This is a genomic window from uncultured Tateyamaria sp. (genome assembly GCF_947503465.1).
Taxonomy (GTDB): domain Bacteria; phylum Pseudomonadota; class Alphaproteobacteria; order Rhodobacterales; family Rhodobacteraceae; genus Tateyamaria.
Map to the genome: position 1 here is coordinate 1,055,032 of NZ_CANNDN010000001.1, position 20,894 is coordinate 1,075,925.

Annotated in this window: 26 protein-coding genes and 2 tRNA genes; 15 read left to right on the forward strand and 13 right to left on the reverse strand. The window is 63.2% G+C overall.

Annotated features, from left to right (window positions below; genetic code table 11):
- The first annotated feature begins 11 nt into the window (after positions 1 to 11).
- Positions 12 to 1,187: a dipeptidase gene (locus Q0844_RS05400; RefSeq protein ID WP_299042861.1), complete on the forward strand. Its 1,176-nt coding sequence runs from the start codon at positions 12 to 14 to the stop codon at positions 1,185 to 1,187.
- Positions 1,188 to 1,342: 155 nt separating this feature from the next.
- Here the strand turns inward: Q0844_RS05400 and rpoH are convergent, their stop codons facing one another.
- The gene (gene rpoH, locus Q0844_RS05405) at positions 1,343 to 2,239 is read right to left on the reverse strand and encodes an RNA polymerase sigma factor RpoH (protein ID WP_299042863.1); all 897 of its coding nucleotides are present in this window, start codon (positions 2,237 to 2,239) and stop codon (positions 1,343 to 1,345) included.
- Between the two features lie 208 nt (positions 2,240 to 2,447).
- A complete protein-coding gene (locus tag Q0844_RS05410; protein ID WP_299042865.1) occupies positions 2,448 to 3,473 on the reverse strand; it encodes an RluA family pseudouridine synthase in 1,026 nt (341 codons plus the stop codon).
- Between Q0844_RS05410 and Q0844_RS05415 the strand changes: the two genes are divergently transcribed.
- Positions 3,445 to 3,762 (forward strand): DUF6476 family protein, encoded by a 318-nt coding sequence (locus Q0844_RS05415; protein WP_299042867.1) that lies wholly within the window; start codon positions 3,445 to 3,447, stop codon positions 3,760 to 3,762. The genes Q0844_RS05410 and Q0844_RS05415 overlap by 29 nt on opposite strands.
- Before the next feature lie 57 nt (positions 3,763 to 3,819).
- Here the strand turns inward: Q0844_RS05415 and Q0844_RS05420 are convergent, their stop codons facing one another.
- The 3 genes from Q0844_RS05420 to Q0844_RS05430 all read right to left on the reverse strand — a co-directional run bounded on the left by Q0844_RS05420 (position 3,820) and on the right by Q0844_RS05430 (position 4,929).
- Positions 3,820 to 4,128: a hypothetical protein gene (locus Q0844_RS05420; protein WP_299042869.1), complete on the reverse strand. Its 309-nt coding sequence runs from the start codon at positions 4,126 to 4,128 to the stop codon at positions 3,820 to 3,822.
- A gap of 198 nt (positions 4,129 to 4,326) precedes the next feature.
- Positions 4,327 to 4,403: transfer RNA gene (locus Q0844_RS05425), tRNA-His, on the reverse strand.
- A 43-nt stretch (positions 4,404 to 4,446) separates the two neighbouring features.
- Entirely contained in the window at positions 4,447 to 4,929 is a 483-nt protein-coding gene (locus tag Q0844_RS05430) for a GNAT family N-acetyltransferase (protein WP_299042871.1), read from the reverse strand.
- Positions 4,930 to 5,010: 81 nt separating this feature from the next.
- Here Q0844_RS05430 and Q0844_RS05435 point away from each other — a divergent pair, with 81 nt between their 5' ends.
- Positions 5,011 to 5,199 carry a DUF6324 family protein gene (locus tag Q0844_RS05435; RefSeq protein WP_299042873.1) on the forward strand — a complete coding sequence of 63 codons (189 nt, stop codon included), beginning with the start codon at positions 5,011 to 5,013 and terminating at the stop codon, positions 5,197 to 5,199.
- Positions 5,200 to 5,295: 96 nt separating this feature from the next.
- Here Q0844_RS05435 and Q0844_RS05440 read toward each other — a convergent pair whose 3' ends face one another.
- The 5 genes from Q0844_RS05440 to Q0844_RS05460 all read right to left on the reverse strand — a co-directional run bounded on the left by Q0844_RS05440 (position 5,296) and on the right by Q0844_RS05460 (position 8,881).
- On the reverse strand, positions 5,296 to 6,009 hold the full coding sequence (locus Q0844_RS05440; RefSeq protein ID WP_299042875.1) for an outer membrane beta-barrel protein: 714 nt from the start codon (positions 6,007 to 6,009) through the stop codon (positions 5,296 to 5,298).
- Positions 6,010 to 6,111: 102 nt separating this feature from the next.
- Entirely contained in the window at positions 6,112 to 6,588 is a 477-nt protein-coding gene (locus tag Q0844_RS05445; RefSeq protein WP_299042877.1) for a lectin MOA-related protein, read from the reverse strand.
- Complete coding sequence (locus tag Q0844_RS05450) at positions 6,572 to 7,849, reverse strand: hypothetical protein (protein ID WP_299042879.1); 1,278 nt, start codon at positions 7,847 to 7,849, stop codon at positions 6,572 to 6,574. Before Q0844_RS05450 ends, Q0844_RS05445 begins: the two co-directional genes overlap by 17 nt.
- Entirely contained in the window at positions 7,846 to 8,211 is a 366-nt protein-coding gene (locus Q0844_RS05455) for a hypothetical protein (protein WP_299042881.1), read from the reverse strand. The genes Q0844_RS05450 and Q0844_RS05455 overlap by 4 nt, the downstream gene beginning before the upstream one ends.
- Before the next feature lie 208 nt (positions 8,212 to 8,419).
- A complete protein-coding gene (locus Q0844_RS05460) occupies positions 8,420 to 8,881 on the reverse strand; it encodes an MmcB family DNA repair protein (RefSeq protein ID WP_299042882.1) in 462 nt (153 codons plus the stop codon).
- A 108-nt stretch (positions 8,882 to 8,989) separates the two neighbouring features.
- Between Q0844_RS05460 and Q0844_RS05465 the strand changes: the two genes are divergently transcribed.
- The 7 genes from Q0844_RS05465 to Q0844_RS05495 all read left to right on the forward strand — a co-directional run bounded on the left by Q0844_RS05465 (position 8,990) and on the right by Q0844_RS05495 (position 13,728).
- The gene (locus Q0844_RS05465; RefSeq protein WP_299042883.1) at positions 8,990 to 10,264 is read left to right on the forward strand and encodes a hypothetical protein; all 1,275 of its coding nucleotides are present in this window, start codon (positions 8,990 to 8,992) and stop codon (positions 10,262 to 10,264) included.
- Positions 10,261 to 11,016, forward strand: a complete 756-nt coding sequence (locus tag Q0844_RS05470) for a hypothetical protein (RefSeq protein WP_299042884.1) — start codon at positions 10,261 to 10,263, stop codon at positions 11,014 to 11,016. Before Q0844_RS05465 ends, Q0844_RS05470 begins: the two co-directional genes overlap by 4 nt.
- A gap of 100 nt (positions 11,017 to 11,116) precedes the next feature.
- The gene (locus Q0844_RS05475; RefSeq protein ID WP_299042885.1) at positions 11,117 to 11,275 is read left to right on the forward strand and encodes a hypothetical protein; all 159 of its coding nucleotides are present in this window, start codon (positions 11,117 to 11,119) and stop codon (positions 11,273 to 11,275) included.
- Entirely contained in the window at positions 11,272 to 11,592 is a 321-nt protein-coding gene (locus Q0844_RS05480; RefSeq protein WP_299042886.1) for a metalloregulator ArsR/SmtB family transcription factor, read from the forward strand. Before Q0844_RS05475 ends, Q0844_RS05480 begins: the two co-directional genes overlap by 4 nt.
- Positions 11,589 to 12,008 carry an SRPBCC domain-containing protein gene (locus tag Q0844_RS05485; protein ID WP_299042887.1) on the forward strand — a complete coding sequence of 140 codons (420 nt, stop codon included), beginning with the start codon at positions 11,589 to 11,591 and terminating at the stop codon, positions 12,006 to 12,008. Before Q0844_RS05480 ends, Q0844_RS05485 begins: the two co-directional genes overlap by 4 nt.
- Complete coding sequence (locus tag Q0844_RS05490) at positions 12,008 to 12,448, forward strand: hypothetical protein (protein WP_299042888.1); 441 nt, start codon at positions 12,008 to 12,010, stop codon at positions 12,446 to 12,448. The genes Q0844_RS05485 and Q0844_RS05490 overlap by 1 nt, the downstream gene beginning before the upstream one ends.
- Before the next feature lie 368 nt (positions 12,449 to 12,816).
- Complete coding sequence (locus tag Q0844_RS05495) at positions 12,817 to 13,728, forward strand: pirin family protein (protein ID WP_299042890.1); 912 nt, start codon at positions 12,817 to 12,819, stop codon at positions 13,726 to 13,728.
- Positions 13,729 to 13,769: 41 nt separating this feature from the next.
- Here Q0844_RS05495 and Q0844_RS05500 read toward each other — a convergent pair whose 3' ends face one another.
- Positions 13,770 to 14,354 carry a TetR/AcrR family transcriptional regulator gene (locus Q0844_RS05500; RefSeq protein ID WP_299042892.1) on the reverse strand — a complete coding sequence of 195 codons (585 nt, stop codon included), beginning with the start codon at positions 14,352 to 14,354 and terminating at the stop codon, positions 13,770 to 13,772.
- A 105-nt stretch (positions 14,355 to 14,459) separates the two neighbouring features.
- Between Q0844_RS05500 and Q0844_RS05505 the strand changes: the two genes are divergently transcribed.
- The 5 genes from Q0844_RS05505 (at position 14,460) to Q0844_RS05525 (ending at position 19,114) form a co-directional block, all read left to right on the forward strand.
- Positions 14,460 to 14,744 (forward strand): hypothetical protein, encoded by a 285-nt coding sequence (locus Q0844_RS05505; protein WP_299042894.1) that lies wholly within the window; start codon positions 14,460 to 14,462, stop codon positions 14,742 to 14,744.
- Between the two features lie 68 nt (positions 14,745 to 14,812).
- Positions 14,813 to 16,099 carry a homoserine dehydrogenase gene (locus Q0844_RS05510; protein WP_299042895.1) on the forward strand — a complete coding sequence of 429 codons (1,287 nt, stop codon included), beginning with the start codon at positions 14,813 to 14,815 and terminating at the stop codon, positions 16,097 to 16,099.
- A gap of 29 nt (positions 16,100 to 16,128) precedes the next feature.
- Complete coding sequence (gene glpX, locus Q0844_RS05515) at positions 16,129 to 17,097, forward strand: class II fructose-bisphosphatase (RefSeq protein ID WP_299042897.1); 969 nt, start codon at positions 16,129 to 16,131, stop codon at positions 17,095 to 17,097.
- A 100-nt stretch (positions 17,098 to 17,197) separates the two neighbouring features.
- Entirely contained in the window at positions 17,198 to 18,937 is a 1,740-nt protein-coding gene (gene recJ, locus Q0844_RS05520) for a single-stranded-DNA-specific exonuclease RecJ (RefSeq protein ID WP_299042899.1), read from the forward strand.
- A gap of 102 nt (positions 18,938 to 19,039) precedes the next feature.
- Positions 19,040 to 19,114, forward strand: a tRNA-Glu gene (locus tag Q0844_RS05525).
- A gap of 83 nt (positions 19,115 to 19,197) precedes the next feature.
- On the opposite strand, the gene Q0844_RS05530 is transcribed toward Q0844_RS05525, so the two are convergent.
- Both Q0844_RS05530 and Q0844_RS05535 read right to left on the reverse strand, forming a co-directional pair.
- On the reverse strand, positions 19,198 to 20,220 hold the full coding sequence (locus Q0844_RS05530) for a diguanylate cyclase (RefSeq protein ID WP_299042901.1): 1,023 nt from the start codon (positions 20,218 to 20,220) through the stop codon (positions 19,198 to 19,200).
- An 11-nt stretch (positions 20,221 to 20,231) separates the two neighbouring features.
- Positions 20,232 to 20,819: a heme NO-binding domain-containing protein gene (locus tag Q0844_RS05535; protein WP_299042903.1), complete on the reverse strand. Its 588-nt coding sequence runs from the start codon at positions 20,817 to 20,819 to the stop codon at positions 20,232 to 20,234.
- Between the last annotated feature and the right edge of the window lie 75 nt (positions 20,820 to 20,894).

Sequence of the window (20,894 nt, forward strand, 5' to 3'; positions counted from 1 at the left end):
GGGAGGGCAAGATGAGAGCGATCAAACGGGGACTTCTGGGGCTGTTGGCCCTGCTGGTGGTGGCGGTTGGCCTTTTTCTGACCTTCGCGCCCGGCTTTGTCGAACGCGGGCGCAATGCGGTCGTGCCACATGCGCCCTACCCCGTCTCGGACACCGCGCAGGCGCTGCATGACACGTTGATCGTCGGGGATTGGCATGCCGACAGCCTGTTGTGGAAGCGGGACATCAGCACCCGCGCCGACCGGGGGCATGTGGACGTGCCCCGCCTGATCGAAGGCGGTGTGGCCCTGCAGGTCTTTGCCGCAGTGACAAAATCGCCGGCGGGCCAGAATTATGAAACCAACTCGGCCGAGGCGTTTGACAACATCACACCCTTGGCCATCGGGCAGCTGTGGCCGCCGCGCACCTGGGGGTCACTGGCAGAGCGGGCCATTTATCAGGCCGAACGCCTGCACAGGGTGGCCGCGCGTGTGCCGGACCGGTTGACGGTGATCACATCGCGGGCCGAACTGGATGCCCATCTGGCGGCACGCGCCAATGGCAGTGGTGCCGTTGGCGGACTTCTGGGGATCGAAGGGGCGCATGCGCTGGAAGGCGACATGGCCAACCTGGACCGGCTGCAGGCCGCAGGGCATCGCATCATTGGCCTGCAACATTTTTTCGACAACGAACTGGGCGGATCGCTGCACGGCACCCGCGACATGGGGCTGACGCCGTTCGGGCGCGAGGTTGTGGCAGAGATTGACGCCCGCGGCATGGTGCTGGACCTGGCACATTCGAGCCCCGCCGTGGCGCGCGACGTGCTTGAGGTGACCGACATGCCCGTTATCGTCAGCCATACCGGCCTGCACGGGTTTTGCCCCGTAACGCGCAATTTCGAGGACGACATCATGACGGCCGTCGCCAGCACCGGCGGCGTTATCGGGCTGGGCTATTGGGGCGACATCCTGTGCCGCGACGCCACGCCCGAAGCGATTGCAGCCATGATCGTGCAAGCCATCGACACGGTTGGCGTGGATCACGTGTCGCTGGGATCCGACTTTGACGGGTCCGTGACAACCGCGTTCGATACATCCAAACTGGCCAGCCTGACACAGGCGCTGCTGGACGCGGGGCTGGACGAGGCGGCGATTTCCAAGGTCATGGGCGGCAACATGGTCCGGGTGCTGCGCGCGCGGCTGAATTGACGGGCCGTGCCTCCGTCCCTGTTTCGAGACAATCCCCGTCCCAAGGCTCTTTGAACCCGGCGTCGTGACCGCCGGGGACCGGGAACCGAAAAAAGGGCGCCCATCACGGACGCCCTTGATCATCTTGCACGCCGCATTTCAAGGCGCCCCGCCGGTCAGGCGGTTGCCATCAGCCCCTTGGCCTTGGCGATTTCGCGCATCTTTTTTTGCAGCTTCTCGAATGCCCGCACCTCGATCTGGCGGATGCGTTCGCGGCTGACACCGTACTCTGTCGACAGGTCCTCAAGGGTGACCGGCGCATCGGCCAGACGGCGCTGGGTCAGGATGTCCTTTTCGCGATCATTCAGCACGCCCAGCGCTTCGGCCAGCATCTCGCGGCGCACTTCCAATTCGTCCTTTGCCTCGTAGTCGGCGGCCTGATCGGCATCTTCGTCCTCGAGCCAGTCCTGCCATTGCATGGCCCCTTCACCTTCGGACCCGACGGTGGCGTTCAGCGACGCGTCGCCGCCCGACAGCCGACGGTTCATCGAAATCACTTCGGTTTCGGTCACGCCCAGATCGGTGGCAATCTGTTTGACATTTTCAGGACGCAGATCGCCTTCTTCCAGTGCGCCGATCTTGGCCTTGGCCTTGCGCAGGTTGAAAAACAGCTTTTTCTGGGCCGACGTGGTGCCCAGTTTCACCAGGCTCCAGGATCGCAGGATGTATTCCTGGATCGAGGCGCGGATCCACCACATCGCATAGGTCGCGAGGCGAAAGCCCTTTTCGGGATCAAAGCGCTTGACGGCTTGCATCAGGCCCACATTGGCCTCGGAGATGACTTCGGCCTGGGGCAGGCCATACCCGCGATAGCCCATGGCGATCTTGGCCGCGAGCCGCAGGTGGCTGGTGACCATCTTGTGCGCTGCACCTGTGTCTTCCTTTTCGACCCAGGCTTTGGCAAGCATGTATTCCTCTTCCGGCTCGAGCAGCGGAAACTTGCGGATTTCCTGCATGTACCGGTTCAGACCGCCTTCGGGTGTCGGTGCGGGAAGATTTGCATAATTGGCCATGTGTCCCTCCTTTGCCCCGCTCATGTTTAGGGGCTTAACATTACATATGGGACGGCGATCGCCCACGTTCAAGATGCGGGTGTCGTCGCTGGTTCAGTATGGCACGCGGGGGCACGGCAGGGCAGACCCAAGCCCGCGCTCTCACGCGCATGTGCTGTTCGTTTCAGTGATGTGTGAATAATGCGTAAATGAGGTACGCGGTTCCGGCCTAATCGCCCAAAAGCGAAAGAAGGTGCGCGAAATCGGCGGGAAGCGGTGCTTCGAACCGTAACATTTCGCCCGACAGCGGGTGCTCGAACCCCAAGATCGCGGCGTGCAGCGCCTGTCGGCCAAACGTGGCAACGGCCTGTGCGGCCGTCTCGTTCAAGGCGCCGCGCGCCAGCTTACGCTTGCCGCCATAGGTCGGATCGCCCACCAGCCCGTGCCCCGCATGCGCCATGTGTACCCGGATCTGATGTGTGCGCCCCGTCTCGAGCCAGCATTCGACCTGGCTCAGCACCGGCGGTGCGCCATACCGCGCCACACGCCGCGCGCGGGTCACCGCGTGCCGTCCGCCCTGAAACAACACCGCCTGGCGCTGCCGGTCGGTCCTGTGCCGCGCAAGCTGTGTGGTCAGTTTCAGCACGTTGCCCGGTTCGAACGACGCGCCCCGCACGCCGCGCAGGCGCGGATCATTGGCATCGGGCACGCCGTAAACCAGCGCGCGGTAGTACCGTTCGACACTGTGCCGGGCGAATTGCGCCGCCAGCCCGTGATGGGCCGCGTCGGACTTGGCCACAACCAGAAGGCCGCTGGTGTCCTTGTCGATCCGGTGCACGATGCCCGGGCGTTTCATGCCCCCCACACCGGACAGATCGTCGCCACAGTGATGCATGAGCGCATTGACCAGCGTGCCCGAGGGGGAGCCGGGTGCCGGGTGTACCACCATGCCCGCGGGCTTGTTGACCACGACCAGGTCGGTGTCTTCGAAGACGATGTCCAGCGGGATGTCTTCGGCCCCGATATGGCTGTCCTCTGCCGCCTCGACGGTGACTTCGACAACCGCACCTTCGGTGACGCGGGCCTTGGGATCGGTCGCGGCCACACCGTCCACGGTCACAGCCCCGTCCGCCAGCAGCCGTGCCAACCGGGTACGCGACAGGGCCGCCCCCTCTGGCACGTCGCGCGCGATGGCCTTATCAAGGCGCGCAGGCGGATCGGCTGCGATGACAAAGGACACGGTTGTGGACGACATGGACACCCCAGAGCTTCCCGCGAACCTGGCCTTCTTGCGGCGGCTGGTGACGGTGTTGACGATCATCATGATCGGGGGCGTTGTAACGGTGGTCGCGCTGCTTGTCATCCGGCTGAACGCCGACCCGGCCCCGTTGCCCCTGCCCGACCGGATCACCCTGCCGGACGGGACAACCGCCACGGCCTTTACGGTCGGGTCCGACTGGTATGGGGTCGTGACCCTGGATGACCGCATTCTGATCTATGATCAGGTGACAGGCACCCTGCGCCAGACGGTGATATTGGATTAGGCGCGCGGGCCAGCGGGTCAGCGACTGGCCAACCGCACACTGCCGCCACGTGCCATTTCAGCAGCTGTGCGCCGCCTGGCGGCGCGCCAGTTCGGTCTGGTCAAGCGAACGGGTGAAGGGAACACGGGGCGGTTCCAACGCCCGCACATAGCCCGAGATGCCCGCATAGCACTGGCAGTCGAGACCGCCGCCCAATGCCTCGCAATGTTCCATTTCCGCCGCAACCGCCGCATCGAATTCCGCCTGGCTGACGCCCGATGCCACGGCGCTGTTGCCCGAGGTCAGCGGCGGCACAAGCGACACCAGGAAGATCAATGACGCGCCGATGGCGATCATGACCAGGTATATGCGGGCGTCATTTGGCATCTGTCTGTCTCACCGCTGCTACAGTGCGAGACAGATATTAACGTTTGGTGTCGAGAGGCGCGATCCTTGCCCGCGGGGGTTCGCCGGACGCAGGTGCCCCGGGACACGGGCGCATGCAGTGGGGGGGGGGACGTGTCCGCCAACATGGCCCGTCACGCAGCGCCATGGGCGCGCGCCTAAGCATGGATATCGTTGAAGTGGTACCACCTCCCCGGCTCGAACGGGGGACCTCCTGATCCACAATCAGGCGCTCTAACCTACTGAGCTAAGGCGGCACTGATGCTCAAATACCCATGGCGCGCGCCGAATGCAAGACCGTCAAAAGCGATAAACCCAGGTCTGTTCCACCAGATCCTGACCGAAGGAATGGACCGGCTTGGACGCCACCATATCCCAGCCCGTGCGGGCATAGAGGGCACAGGCCGCGCGGTGACTTTCATGGGTCCACAAGGTCATGCCGGCAAATCCCGACGCGCGGGCAAAGCCCATGCATTCGGCCAGCAGCAACCGCCCGATACCCTTGCCGCGCGCCTCTGGCGTCAACAGGAACAGGCGCAGCTTGGCGGTGTCGTGAGTGTGGCGTACGCAAAAGATGGACCCAAGCCGCTGACCGTCCTGTTCGGCAATCCAGCCCTGTTCGCAGGACGGATCATGCGCGGCGTTGAACGCCTCGAGGATCGAGCGCACAAGCGGACCAAAGGTGTCATCGAACCCTTCGGCCTGCGCGTACAGCACGCCGTGCGCCTCGACCAGCCAATCGGTGTCGGACGGAACAAAGGGGCGCAGCGTGACATTTGACATGCGCCAACCCTGCCCTGTGGCGGCTTGCCTTTCAATCCTGATCAGGCTAGCACGCGCGCCTACACCGCGCCGGAGATGACCATGAGCATCAACAAAGAAAGCGACATCGAAGCCAACCTGCAAATCGGTCCGACCGACAAGGGGATGGTGCGCATTTATGTCGAAGCGAAAGGTGTTGAAATTCCGATGGATTTCGACCCGGACGAAGCCGAGGAAATCGCGGATGAAATCAGGGCGGCAGCCAAAGCCGCGGCAGCCCTGAAACGCTGAAACAGGCCACCCCCGAAGGGATGACCTGCATCAGGTCGCGCACCGCTCGAAATCACCGGGTGGGGGCCCAACGACCGGCGCGCGCCCTGTCTCTCGTCAGAACGCGATCCGAGCGCCCACATTGATGGAAAAGGCGCTGAAGTCACCACTTACCACACCTGAGGATGCGCCCGACGGGAGAAACCGGTTGGATTCGATGTCAAAGAAACGGCGGTACCGGGCATCGGCCGTAATCGTGACCGTTTCCGTTGCCTCGAATGCGACACCCGCGATCAGTTGCGCGCCAAAGGCCGTGTCGCTGTCCGTCACCTGCACGCCGCCGCCGTAAAACAGATCCTGCGAGAACCGCCCGATCCCGACGCCCGCGCCGACATAGGGGGTAACCGCACCGCCCGTTTCGAAATCGGCAAGGATGTTGGCAAACAGCGTCGTGGACTGGATACCTCCGGCCACGTTGATTTCATTGGCCGGACCATTGCCGGAAAACGCGATCGTGTCTGCGTCCGCATCGGCATAGGACAGCTCGATCTCGCCGCGCAAACCGACGCCATCGGCCAGAGAGCCAAAGCTGCGCCCGACACCAAGCCCGAACTGGAAGCCGGTGTCATAGTCGGTGTCGACCGACGAATTCTGTCCGGGCGGTGTTGCAGGTGCAGGCGAGATCAGGCCGCTCGCGCCCTGGTCGCCGTTCAGAACAGCGCCACCGAATGCAAAGAAATAGCTGTCCTGCGCACTGGCAAGACCGGGGGCGCAGGCAAGCAGCGCGGCAGAACAGATCGCGGCGCGGCGCATGTGTCGAATGGAAGTCATCAGAGTGTCCCTTGTGAGCGTGTGACACAGGACAAAACCGCGACGGCGCCATCTTATGCGTTCACGGTGAATGACGGCTGCGTTACCGGTGCGTGGGACGGGTCAGACCATCGCCAGGTTCAGCCGGTCGCGCGCCTTGTTGCTTTGACGCATCGCTTCGGACGGATCGCGGGACAGCACGAATTGCGGCTCGATCCAGTGCAGCACACCGTCATCCAGGATCACCCAATTCATGGAATGCACCAGATCCTGACCGAATCCGGGAAACAGGCCCCAGCAGATGCCCACCGCCAGCGGATAGTCATGCGGCCGGTTCTCTTGATACCATTTCGACAGCAGGCCCTTGAATATGTAGGAGAAGTCATCGCAGTCGAAATGATCGATCCCGGCATAGGTCTCCTCGTGCGGGATGCTGGCCTTGACGAAGGCATAGGCCTTGTCGAAGAGCGCGCGACTGGGCAGTTCAAACGCCATGTCCGACGCAAGCACGATGGGGCGCGTTTGCGCCTGCGGGTCGGTCGTGGCGAATTGCGACCGGAACCCCTGTTCCAGGTCGGGTTTGTCAATGCGACGCGTCATTTTGGGTCGCCTCGAAGACGCATCCGCCCAAGGGGGTGCATGTCATTTTGAGCGCCTGCTCCGGCGCGGTTGTGGTGGCGTTTGCCGCTGCCGCTCCACCCGGCGCAGCGGTGCCATTGAAGGTGGCCGGCGCATCCGTTGCATTTGCATCCGCCGCCTGCCCTGCGGGTGGCGGCACAAAGGTCGCAGGCGCGTTTGCAAGGCCCAAGGCACCCGCGTCCACCCCCCGCGCCGCAACGGCCGTGACCGTGGCCTGATAGTCGGCCAGCGCGGTCAAATAGGCCGCCTGCGCGTTCAACAGGTCAACGGATCCCTGCACTTCGTTTCGCCGCACCCCCAGCAGCCCGCTGATGGCGTTGCCGGTTCCGGTGAATATCGCCTCGATGATACGGACGGGCAGCAGTGCCGCGGCGGCCAGTTCGCTGGGCTTGGTCATGTCGATTTTCTGCAATGTGCCACCTGCGAACACCAACGTGGTTTCCCGGTCGACAAAGGCAGAGCGTTCGAGGTCAACGCCCGCAATCTGGTGCGGGTCGGGCACCTGCACGACGAAATCCGTCGAATTTCCGGAATGCGGTTCTTCGAAACTGATCACGACCGTCGTCAAGGGCCGGTAACACACGGAATGGTCGCAGGATGGATAGGCGGCGACGGGACGGGGCGGCGGTTGGATGCGCAGGTTCATCATGCGCCCCAGCCGATGCTGGGCGCGTTTCACGCTGGCCACATCAGTAGGATCAAAGCTGAGCTGGGCGACGACCTGATCAACCTTGTCCGCACCGCCCTGCCCGCCCCCCGGTGGGCCAAGGCCGCGCGGAGTGGTTGCCAATCCTGCCGACAGGCGGGCAATCTCTGCCGCCGCCTGCGCGAAGTTCACCAACACGTCGTCCAGTTCATCCTGCGTTGCAACGGTGATCGACGACAGCATCTGATTTTCCATCTCGATATCGACCTGATCGCGGCTGAACCGGGAGGGGGTGTAGTTCACATCGTACCGGAAAAGCGCACTGGGATCAGGCGCAAGCACCGATGCCCCTGTCCCCTCCTGCACCACGGAAAAGTGGCTGGCCGAGGTGAAGTGGCGATCATTGGCGAGGATTTTGAAGGTCAGGTAGCGCCGCGGCAAGGAATAGCTGCCTTGGTAGAAAGTCCGCTTTTGGGCGCCGCCGGCCGCCAGGAACGGAGAACCGGCGCGATTGCTGTCCAGAACCGTACAGGCGCCCAATCCCAGCGCGAGGCACAAGGCCAAGAGACATTTCATTCCGTGTCCTCCGCAGATTTGGATTGAAACACCGCCGGATTTTCATCCGGGGCACCATCGACCGGGCGCCGGGCCGTCCCCATCAGCATGGTGGACATGTCTGGTGGCCGGTGTAGGTCGTCGTGCCGCGCGCCCGGCGCTTCGACACCTTCGGGATACCCGGTGCCGCGATTTCCGAACCAGAACCCGGCAATGCCGGCCGACAGGGTGGACAGGCCCGAAAACACACCCAAGGCCAGTTCGATCTTGCCGATGTAAAGCAGCACAAAAGTCAAAATTGTTGCGGTTGTGCAATACATGAACACCACGAAATAGGTGACCACAATGCGCACATTGCTTTTGCGTATCTTCTGGCGAAGCATTGGTTTCGGGTCTGGCGGGTGTCCCATATCCATTTCATTTCCAAGGTTTTTTTGGCGGCAAATCGCCGAAATGGTCAGTCGTACTGAAAATACGGGAAAAGGGTCGTCAAAAAATCGAATTGCGTCAAGCGTGGACAATTCGGCGCCGCACGGACGTCCCGACCCTGCCAAACCTGCGGAAAACAACAAAATGCGCCTGCGTATGGCGTTACGGCCAGCCCAGACCGGCGCCGGGATCACGCATTGCGTGCAGGCGGCGCGCGGCATGTGTCGCGAATTTCTGCACCATCACCTTGCGCCGGGCCGGGGCCAGTTTGTGTTCGGGCGCCATGCGAATGATTTCGCCGTCATAGGCATCAGCAATCAACAGCCCCGTGCCCTCGGGCAACAGATCCACCGGGAATGCCTCATCTACGGCCCAGAAAAACCGGTCGCACCATTCAATATAGCCTTGCCACTTCTGGTCCGACATAAAATCGGCGCGGCTGGACTTGCATTCGATCACCCAGATTTCACCCTTGGGGCCCAGTGCCATCACATCGACACGCAACCCGCGGGTCGGCACCAGTTCTTCGACCGTGACAAGGCCAAGGCTGGCCAAATGGCGGCAAACACCACGGGCCAGCATTTGGCCGGGCATCAGGTCGGTTGGATGGGCGGCGATGTCCATGGCGCCGAAGTATGAACAAAACCTGAACAAACGCAAGCCGCGTCATGGGCCTTGGCGGCGGCGTCTGCTGTGCATACCTTTCACGGGTGGTAGGGAGAGGACGTTCACATGCCCGAAGACACGAAGCTGAGCCAGACACAGGCGCGCGGCGTCAGGTACGCGCGCGAGCTGGAGGGGCATCTGGGATGGCTCGATACCTTTTCCGGCACGGCGCTGGGTGTGCTGGCGGTGGCGTCCGGTATCTATACCTATCTGGGCGTGTCGTCCCTGCTGGATGAAAACGGAGCCATGTCGGTCTTTGCGGCCATTGCCTATTCGATTGCGGTATCCGTGGGCATCTTTGTGTTCTGGTCCTACATGATGCGTCTGTTTCCCGCGGTTCGGTCGGCGCAGGCGCGGGTTGGGTTGATCGTCGCGATGGGTGTCGGGTCGCTTGCGATTGTGGCCATGTCCTCATGGCTGAACGCGGCCGCCCTTGCCGGATCGGCGGCCGTTGAACAGCATTTGGCCAAGACCGTGCAGGATTACCAAAGCAGCCTGGAGCGCGCGCATGAAGTCGCCCTGACCGGGCAATCGCTGGAGCGTGACGTGGCGCGTGTGCGCCAATCCTTCGAAGACCTGTCGGAACAGGAGGCGGCCGGGGCGCTGTCTGGCCTTGCGGGACGCGGCGCGGTATTTCGGGTCTTGCGTCAGAAGGCGGCGGAACTGTCGGGACTGGAGGCACAAATCAGTGCCCAGACGCCCCTGGTTGACTCCGCCTTTGCCGAAGGCAACGCCATTCTGTCACGCATGCGTGCCCTGACCGTCGAACCCGGTCCGGTCGAGGCGCGGTCCGTCGAGTTTTCCGAACAGGCCGTGCGCCTTGCCGGGCTGATCACCCAGATGCGGCAGCTGTCGGTTGCGCCGCTGGTCGAACGCGCCGCGCAGGATCTGGCGGCATCGGTCGTGCTGCCCGAATTGGACAGTTCCACCGAACAGGGCCGCACCGATCAGGCCGCGACCATCACGTCAGTGCTTGAAGTGCTGGCCCAGCGCGCCACGACGCTTGAACGCGCCGCACAGGCTGTTCAATCGCTCGAACCGGCCACCGATGTGACCTATACCCCGATCTCGTCGGCGGACGCGGTGATCCTGTATGCCCGCAATTTCGTGCCGTCCTGGGCCGGTGCCATTGCGATTGACCTGTTGCCGGCGGTGCTGGTCTTTATCCTTGCCATCACCCAATCGGCCATTCGCGGGGGACGCGAAGGGGCCGCCATCGAAGACACGCTGACCCTGGCGGAACTGCGGGCTGCAATGGTCGCCCTGCGGGACGTGGAAAGCACGATGACCGCGCCGGACCAGATTGATGCACCCGTGCCACCCAAGCGGGTTGCGGAATGACCGACGCGACGGACAAGCCACGCAATCCCATTGCGCGCACGCTGATGGGCGTGCTGATCTTTCAGCTTGGCATTGGTGCTCTGCTGATCCTTGGCGACATGCAGGGGTTGCGCCTGCCCTCTTTCGGGCCCGACGCGCCACGCCTGACCGAACCGGTGCGCCCCGGCGATCAACGCCGCACCTTCCGCCCGGACCGTGACCGGCCGGTCACCCAACCCGCCCGCGACCCCGGCGAATTGCCCAATCGGCTGGTCCTGACGCAAAGCGACGGCACCACCTACCGGCTTGAGGGCGGGATCAGCGATGGCGATGCAGAGCGCCTGGGCGCGCTGATCACCCAGGCCGATCCCCGGCCCGACACGGTGATCCTGCAAAGCCCCGGCGGCTCTGTTGCCGACGCGCTTGCCCTTGGGCGCGTAATCCGTCGCGAAGGGATCAAAACGCAGATGCTCGCCGGCGAATTCTGCTACTCCGCCTGCCCCTACATGCTGGCTGCCGGTGTCACGCGGGACATTGACCCCGACGCTTCGGTTGGCGTGCACCAGCACTATTTCGGCGAAAACACGTTCCTGCCTGCCGGGTTCGCGGTCGAGGACATCCAGCGCGGTCAAGCCGAGGTGATGACCTATCTGGACGAGATGGGAATCGACCCGCTGGTGATGCAGCACGCGATGTCGACACCGCCGGACGAGATTTACGTGCTGCTGCCGGAAGAGCTGGAAGCATACGGATTTATCCAGTCTTCTGAATGACTTGATCGGAGCCCCTTCAATGGCTCCAACGTAGCCTTGACATGATACCAAAAGGTATCTTATTGATGCGATACCAAATGGCATCATATTGAGAGAGATCATGAAGCGCCCCGCTTTGCCCTTGCTTGCAGCCCGCCCCGCGCTGGCCGACCCGACGATCCCCTTCACCCCCACCGATCGGCTGGATCGGGCCACGGCGCCCCGTGTCACGGCATTGGGCCGGAACGGCGCGGTCGATTACCGGCGGGTGACGCAATGAACGACCGGACGCAAAACGCCTTTCGCGCGCTGGCCGACCCGACGCGGCGCGACATCCTCACGATGCTCAAGTCGCAGGAGATGACCATCGCGCAAGTGTCCGACAGGTTCGACATGACCCGGGCGGCGGTCAAGAAACACCTGACCGTACTCAGCGACGGCGGATTGATCACGGTCGAACCGCGCGGGCGCGAACGCATCAACCGTCTGAACCCTGCCGGTCTGGCACCGGTCCTGTCGTGGCTCGAACTCTTCGACCGCTTCTGGGATGACCGCCTGTCCGACCTCAAAACCGCCATCGAAAAGGACATCCAATGACCGACACGACCCTGCAAAAGACCATCTTCCTCAAGGCCCCGCGTCAGCTGGTCTGGGAGTACCTGACCCAACCCGAACATCTGGCCAAATGGTTCCACGCCCCCAAGACGCCCATGGCGGAGGGTCAGGCGCTGGAAATGTTCGGCACCACAAGCGGCGACCTTCTGATCTGGGGCACCGTGGTCAAGGCGGATGCCCCGGATTATCTGGAATACACATTCACGGTCGGTCCCATGGGCGATGCTGTCAGCACGGTGAAATGGACGCTGTCCGACGTGCCGGGTGGCACGCAACTGTCCCTTGTTCACGAGGGACTGCCGCAGGGCGAGGCGGCCTTCAGCCTGACGCTCGCGCTTGACAAGGGGTGGGATGATCACCTGATGCGCCTGCGCACCGACATGCATGGGGATGACTGATGGACTACAGTGCCACGATTGCGACACCTGTCGCACCCGAACTGGTCGGGCGGCAGATTGTCGATGACCTTGCCCTTTGGTGGTCCACACGGGTGGACCGTGGGGCAGATGGCTTCACGGTGCGGTTCAACAACAGCCACGCAACCTTTGCCTTCGATCCGGGCGCCACACAGGATCGGTTTGCATGGACCTGCACGGATGCGCACATGATCATGGACGGCGTCGATGATGTGGCGGAATGGAAAGGCACCCGCCTGATCTGGCAGATCACCCCGTCGGACGGCGGCAGCATGGTGACGCTGACCCACCAAGGGCTTGGCCCGCACATCGCCTGTTTCGACATTTGCCAACGCGGGTGGCAGAGGTTTTTCGAAATCAGCCTGCGGGATCACCTGAACGGCGCGTCGGCCCAGCCTGAAACCAGCAGACCGGCGGCCTGACGGGACGGTCCGGTCCCTGCGCGGCCTTGCACCCGGCGCAGGACGGCCCTGCGCCGCCTTGCCCTGCGCGGTCCGACACCCTATGTAGCGCGGTGGCGGGCTCTGCCCTTCTCGTGACAGGTTGCATTCCGGTGGCCTTAAGCAATTCCGAGGGAGTTGGCTCTGTCCGGGCCCTGGTCCGGTTACCTGACGCCCACCTGTATATACAGGTCCTCGGGAATGAGAGAACCAAACGGCTGTGGTGGTCCCGTCGCCTTTCCACACAGACCAGTGTTGCAGCAGCGCACAGATGCGGTTCGCCGACGCCGATTGCAGTGGCGCGGGACCGGAATATCTTGGCTGCGAACATGGCATGAAAGGAGACAGACATGTCCCTCAGACCCACATTGGAAACCCGCCGCGCCCAGCCGACCATGGAGGGCGCAGGCGTTCACTTGCACCGCGCCTTCGGCTTTCAGGACCCGACAGAGCTGGACCCGTTCCTGTTGTTTGATGACTTTCGCAACGACGTGCCCGCGCATTTCGAAAAGGGATTTCCGTGGCACCCGCATCGCGGCATCGAAACGATCACCTATGTGCTGGAAGGCACGGTCGAACACAGCGACAGCCTTGGCAATTCCGGCACTTTGGGTGCCGGGTCGGTCCAGTGGATGACGGCCGGGTCGGGCATTTTGCACCAGGAAATGCCGCACGGCAACGCCAAGGGGCAGATGCACGGCTTTCAATTGTGGGGCAACCTGCCATCAAGCCAGAAGATGACCGCGCCGCGCTACCAGGACATCACGGGATCGGACATTCCCGAAATCATCGACGACGACGGCACCAAGGTGCGCGTGATCACGGGCGAATTCTGGGGCAAGACCGGTCCGGTGGACGGCATTGCCGCCGATCCGCAATACCTGGATATCGCGGTGCCTGCCGGGATCAAGAAGACCTTTCGGATCGACACCTATCGCCGCGCCTTTGCCTATGTGTTTGACGGGGCCGGTGCCTTTGCCGATGCCTCTGATCCCGCGGGTGTCCTGCTGGAAAAAGAGGTTGCGGGCCAAGAGGTCAATATCCGCGATCTGTCCGGCGACCGCACCCTGATCCGGTTCGGCACCGGGGATGAGGTCACGGTTCAGGCCGGGCCCGAGGGCATCCGCTTTCTGCTGATCTCGGGGGCGCCCATTGACGAACCGGTGGCGTGGCACGGTCCCATCGTGATGAACACGCAGGAAGAGTTGATGCAGGCCATGCGCGATCTGCGGAACGGCACCTTCATTCAACCGGCCCATTGATACATGGCTGTCGGCGCGCCGTGCGCCGACAGCGTCGCATGTCAGGCCACAACCGCCTTGCGCACCATCGCCCAATACTGGTCCTGCACATCGGTCAGGGTCAGGCGCCCTTCGTCCCGGAACCAGGTGGTGACCCCTGTCAGCATCGCGATGATCGCAAGCGTCACGATCTTGGGATCGGCGACATCGAAAACGCCCGCCGCCGCACCGTCCCTCAATATGCCTTCAAGCACGGCCTCGTAACGGCCACGCAAGGCCTCGATCTCAGCAAAGTTGTCGGGCGCGAGGTTGCGCAATTCCATGTAGGCGATGAACACCGCGTCGGGGCGCGCGTGGTGAAAACCGATGTGAAACCGCACAAAAGCCTCGAGCCGGTCCAGATGCGGGGCATCGGCAGAGCCGGGCGTGGCGCCCAGCAGTTCGACCATGTGATCGCGCATCAATACGAACAGCAGCGTCTGCTTGTCAGGCGTGTAATTATACAGCGCCCCGGCCTGCACACCCACCTCGGACGCGATTTGGCGCATGGAAACAGCGGCATAGCCGTGGCGGGCAAACAATCGCAGTGCCGCATCGCGCACACGCGGGCCGGTGATGTCGGAATGGGAACCTGTGGTGCGGGCCATGGGACGGATTTATCTGAACACATGTTCAAAACCAAGCTATGCTTGCACCACGCCGGACCATGGTGCATCACAAGAGCAACACACGGTTTCCGGAGCATTTCGCCCATGCGCGCAGCTGCTGCCCTTCTTTGTTTCAGCCTTGCTGCCTGCACGCAGTTTCCCGACCTTGATGGCACGGTGCCCCCATCGGTCGAGGCGGCGGACTTTCCCGCCCTGTTGCCGTTGGAACCGTTGATGGCCAGGGCCGCGCCGATTGTCAGCGACCCTGTCGAGACCGCGAACACGCTTGAGCGGCGCATCGCGGCCCTCAGGGCCCGCGCCCGCGCCCTGCAACGGCGCGACATCGTGGACCCGGCCACGCGCGCCCGGATGCAGGCCCGTCTGGGCTAAGGGCAATTGCGCCCCCGTTCCGAACCCGTTACATCGCCCGCGACGCCCAACGCTCAAAGGAACCCGATATGAACGCACCGCTTCGGCTTGGCATTGCAGGATTGGGGACGGTTGGCATCGGCGTGGTCAAGATCATTCGTCAACACGCCGAAATGCTGACCGCACGCACCGGGCGCAAGATCGAAATCAGCGCCGTCAGCGCGCGGTCCCGCGACAAGGATCGTGGCGTACCCCTCGCGGGCTATGGTTGGGAGGATGATCCTGTCGCACTTGCCACCCGCGACGACGTGGACATCTTTGTCGAACTGATGGGCGGCACGGACGGGCCCGCCAAGGCGTCGGTCGAAGCGGCAATTGCAGCAGGCAAGGATGTGGTGACGGCCAACAAGGCCATGCTGGCCGTCCATGGCCAGGCCCTGGCCGAGGCCGCCGAAGCCAAAGGCGTCAACCTGCGGTTCGAAGCTGCCGTGGCCGGTGGCATCCCCGTGATCAAGGCCCTGACCGAAGGGTTGGCCGGAAACGAAATCCGGCGCATCGTCGGCGTGATGAACGGATCATGCAACTACATCCTGACGCGGATGGAGACTGCCGGCCTCAGCTATGACGAGGTCTTTGCCGAAGCTGACGGGCTTGGTTATCTTGAGGCCGATCCGCAATTGGACGTCGGTGGCATCGACGCGGCCCATAAACTGGCGATCCTGTCCTCGATCGCCTTTGGCACGCAGGTCGATTTCGACGGGATCGAGCTGGAAGGGATCGAACGGGTCAGCATCGAGGACATCCGCCACGCTGCCGATATGGGCTACAAGATCAAATTGCTGGGCGTGGCGCAGAAAACCGGCCGTGGGCTGGAACAGCGCATGATGCCCTGCCTTGTGCCAGACACGTCGCCCTTCGGGCAATTGCAAGGCGGCACGAACATGGTCGCCATCGAAGGGCATGCCGTGGAACAGATCGTGCTGCGCGGTCCCGGCGCGGGCGAAGGGCCCACAGCCTCTGCCGTGATGGGCGACGTCTGCGACATGGCCCGTGGCATGTCGCTGCCCGTCTTTGGACAACCGGCCACCGGTTTGGACACCGCCCCCCGCGCGGCGTCGGTCTTGCCTGCGCCCTACTACCTGCGCATGGCGCTGGTCGACAAACCCGGCGCGCTTGCGAAAATCGCCACTGTTCTGGGCGAAGCAGGCGTAAGCATCGACCGGATGCGCCAATACGGCCACAGCGACACGACGGCACCGGTGCTGATCGTCACCCATACTTGCACACGCGGGGCCGTAGACGACGCCATCGCCGCCATGCAAGGCACGGGTGTGCTGGTGTCGGACCCGGTCGTGTTGCGCATCGAATCCATCTGATCACTCCATATTTCAAAGGAATTCCTCTCATGACCGCCACAGCACAATTCCAGGACCGCATGCTGTCACTGGGTCTGGCCCGTGTTTCCGAAGCGGCGGCCCTCGCCTCTGCGCGACTGGTCGGGCATGGGGATGAAAAGGCCGCGGATCAGGCCGCCGTCAATGCGATGCGCGAACAGTTGAACCTGCTGGACATCGCGGGCGTGGTCGTGATCGGCGAAGGGGAGCGGGACGAGGCGCCCATGCTCTATATCGGAGAAGAGGTGGGCACCGGGAACGGCCCCGGCGTGGACATCGCACTGGACCCGCTGGAAGGCACGACGCTCACCGCCAAGGATATGCCCAACGCGCTGACCGTTATCGCCATGGGACCGCGCGGCAGCATGCTGCACGCCCCGGACGTCTACATGGACAAGCTGGCCATTGGTCCGGGATACGCGCCGGACACGGTCACATTGGACATGTCCCCCTCTGAACGGGTCCAAGCACTGGCCAGGGCCAAGGGCTGTGATACGTCCGACATCACGGTGTGCATCCTTGAACGTCCGCGGCACGAAGACGCGATAGCGGCGGTGCGCAGCACGGGCGCGTCGATCCGCCTGATCACGGATGGGGATGTGGCCGGCGTGATGCACTGCGCAGACCCAAGCACTGGTATCGACATGTATATGGGCGAAGGTGGCGCGCCCGAAGGTGTGCTGGCCGCCGCCGCGTTGAAATGCATGGGCGGGCAGATCTATGGCCGCCTCCTGTTCCGCAACGACGACGAAAAGGCACGCGCCGCCAAGGCGGGGATCGATGATCTGAACCGCGTGTATACCCGGGACGAGATGGTGACACGGGACGTGATCTTTGCCGCCACCGGCGTAACGGACGGGTCCCTGCTGCAATCCGTGCATCGCGAACCGGGCTGGCTGACCTGTGAAACCCTGCTGATGCGGTCCAAGACCGGATCGGTTCGCCGCATCAATTACCGCACGCCCACGCACACCGTCTGATCCGACACGGGCGGGCAATGCGTCTGCCCGACATGGCTGGCGCTGGACCCTTGTCTGCGGCTAGAACTGGTCCGATCGGTGCGAGAAGGAAGCCATCGCTGTGTCATTTCTGGGTGTGGAGCAGTCACTGACCGGGCGGGCCTGGATCGGACCGGACAGCGCGACCGACCGCGCGGCCGAAGCGCTGGCCCAAACGACGCAGTTGCCGCGCCCCGTTTGCCAGATCCTTGCCCGCATGGGTGTGCCGGCGGATGGGGCAGAGGCGTATTTGTCCCCCACCCTGCGGGACCTGATGCCCGACCCCCGTTCCCTGCGCGACATGGAACCCGCAGCCGCACGTCTGGTCCATGCGGTCCGAAACAGGGAAAAGATCGCGATCTTTGCCGACTACGATGTGGATGGGGGCAGTTCCGCGGCACTGCTGGTCACATGGTTGCGCAGTCTGGACATCGGCGCGACGGTCTATGTTCCGGACCGCATCGACGAAGGGTACGGCCCGAACGACGCGGCGATGGCACAGTTGGCCGCGGCGCATGACCTGATCCTGTGCGTGGATTGCGGAACCTTGTCACATGGTCCCATTGCCGCTGCCCGTGGGGCAGATGTGGTGGTGTTGGACCACCACCTTGGGGCCGAAACACTGCCTCCGGCCTATGCGGTTGTGAACCCCAACCGGCAGGACGAAGACGGCGCGCTGGCCCATTTATGTGCCGCAGCGGTCGTGTTCCTGGTTCTGGTCGAGGCTGGCCGCCAATTGCGCGCCGCCGACCGCAAGGGGCCTGACCTGATGGCGCTGCTGGATCTGGTCGCGCTGGCCACCGTGGCCGACGTCGCGCCCCTGATCGGTGTGAACCGCGCCTTTGTCCGGCAAGGATTGAAGGTCATGGCGCGTCGGGATCGTGCCGGGTTGGTGGCGCTTGCGGACATCGCGGGTCTGGACACCGCGCCAACCCCGTACCATCTGGGCTATCTCCTGGGGCCACGGATCAATGCGGGGGGTCGCATTGGCCAGGCCGATTTGGGCGCCCGCCTGCTGAGCACCCAAGACCCGCATGAAGCGGCCGCACTGGCCGAGCGGTTGCATGTCCTGAACGCCGAACGGCGGGACATCGAAGCGCAGGTTCGGGCAGAAGCCATTGCGCAATGCGATGCCCGCGACAGTGACGGCGCGCTGGCGTGGGCCGCAGGGCCCGGCTGGCACCCGGGTGTTGTGGGTATCGTGGCCTCGCGCGTGAAGGAGGCGACAAACCGACCCGCTGTCGTGATCGGGGTCGAAAACGGCATTGGCAAGGGATCGGGCCGGTCCGTGTCCGGCATTGACCTGGGCGCACCGATCCAGAGGCTGGCGGCAGAGGGTCTGCTGATCAAGGGTGGTGGCCACAAGATGGCAGCGGGCCTGACAGTGGCCGAAGACATGATTGAACCGGCCATGGCGCGGTTGAGCGAGCTGCTGGCGCGTCAGGGCGCCGAGGCCCTTGGTCCCGCCGACGTGCGGGTGGACGGTGCGTTGATGCCGGGGGCTGCGAATGTTGAGCTTTTGGACCAGATCGATGCCGCCGGGCCATTTGGCGCAGGCGCGCGCGCGCCGCGCTACGCGTTCCCCGGAATGCGCATTCTCAGCGCCCGACAGGTCGGCGAAGCGCATTTGAAACTGACCTTCGGAGAACCGGGTGGCGCACGTCTGGACGCAATATCTTTCGGGGCGTTCGAGACGGCACTTGGGCAGGCCCTGCTGGATCACGGCGGGGCGCCATTTCACCTGGCCGGCCGGGTCGAAATCAACAGCTTTCGCGGGCGGCAGTCCGTCCAATTGCGGCTGGAAGATGCGGCACGCGCCTGAGCAGCAGGCCAAGGATTTTTCCGTCGAATTATCGTCTCTCTGGCGTTTTTTCCGCTTGCGCCGGTCCGCCTTATTGCCTATCTGAGCGCTCACATCAGCGCTGGCCCGTTCGTCTATCGGTTAGGACGCCAGGTTTTCAACCTGGAAAGAGGGGTTCGATTCCCCTACGGGCTGCCAGATCCCTTCCCGAGATACCATTTTGGGCTGTCCACACGCCGCCACCGATACCGGTTTCACATCATAGATGTGTGCGCAGGTGATCAGGCGTTGCTGGCGGCGTCGCGACCAACGGGCGGCGCCAGGTTTTGTGCGTCATGACGCAGCGCGGGCACATACTGCGTTTGCTGGCCACGCCCACCGTGTTTTGATGCATATAGGGCGACATCGGCATCATCCATGACCTCGGCAACGGTCTGGCTGGACGCGGGATCAAAGATTGCCGATCCGATGCTGGCCGATATCCGGCACACGTCTCCCTGGAACGGGATGGGTTTTGAAATGCGTTGGATGATCCGGCGTCCGATCCCGGTCATCGCCTCACCATCCTTGGCATGGGGCAGGATGATGACAAATTCGTCGCCGCCGACCCGGGCGACGGTGTCGCTGTCGCGGGTTTCCTCGACCATGACGCGGGCGACGGTTTGCAGAACGTGATCGCCCGCGGCGTGCCCCAGCGTGTCATTGACCGCCTTGAACCAATCAAGGTCAATTTGCATCAGCCCAAATCGCGTGCCCCAATCCGCGTGACGCGCCAATACGTGATCCATTGCGCGACGGTTCTTGAGCCCGGTCAGCGTGTCGGTAAAGGCCTGTTCTTCCGCCGCGATCATTGCGCCCTGGAGCCGCAGGTTCAGCTTGCGCGACGCTTCCATGGCGGCCGATTTCGCCTCGACCAGATAGAGCATTTCAACGGTCAGGTCCGTGGCCGCAAAATCGGCACTGGTCAGGGCGTAATCCGAAACCGCATCGACCACCGAAATGCCGAAAGACAGGTTCACGATGCTTTGCCCGTCCTCGGCCCCGGCCACAAGAAGGCCCTTCACTTCTGTCTTGGGGGCGTCGCGCAGTTGCAGATGCAGTTTTGTCCCCGCCGTTGCACGCAACCCTTCCATGCTGGTGATCGCGCGCGGCCGTTTCAGATCAAAGATTTCAAGGAAGCGCCGTCCGACCATCGGCAGGTCGGGGCGCAGTTTTTGCAATGTGGGTCCTGCATGGACGACATGCCCTGTCGCGTTCAGAACCACGTGCATGGGGCACAGCACATCCAGGGATCGGGTCAGCATGGTCTGAGTCTTCACGATGCACGGGCCCCCAGATCAAACACCCGCCCCTCGGCGAATTCAGTTTCGACAAGCGTCACGGATATCGTTTCGACGCCATTGCCGCTGCCCGTATACTCCAGCAAGGCAAGCGCACCGTAATCGTCGGCCATCGTCCGCAATATCCCCATCATGACATGGCCGTACCCGTCGATTGGGCTTTCGCATACAAGGCTGAACTGGGTGGGCGAATGATCCCGCAGCTCGATCCGGGGCAGGTTCAGGTCGGACACCGCAAGACGGGCGCGATCCGGCAGATCGTCCAGCGAATGCAGGAATTCGACAAAGGTCACGCCACCGAACCGCAACAGACGGCGCAACGCTTCGACATTCGGATGGGACACAAGATAGGTGCCCATATCCTCCATCACATCGCTGCGCGGGCGGTCCAGGATGTTGCTGATCGCATCCAGAAGGCGCGGCGTGATGTCATCGTCATAGATCAGCATCGCCTCGAACTCGACAAAGTCGAGATCGGCAAAGCGGGTTGCTTCGACCCATTTGTCCGCACCGTAACTGTCGGTGACGAAACACTGTATTGCCCGATTGATCAGCCCATGCATGGCACGACTTTCCCATTTCCACGCACGCACCATGCAAGCCGAAGCCTAAACAATCCAATAACAGATGCAATTTGA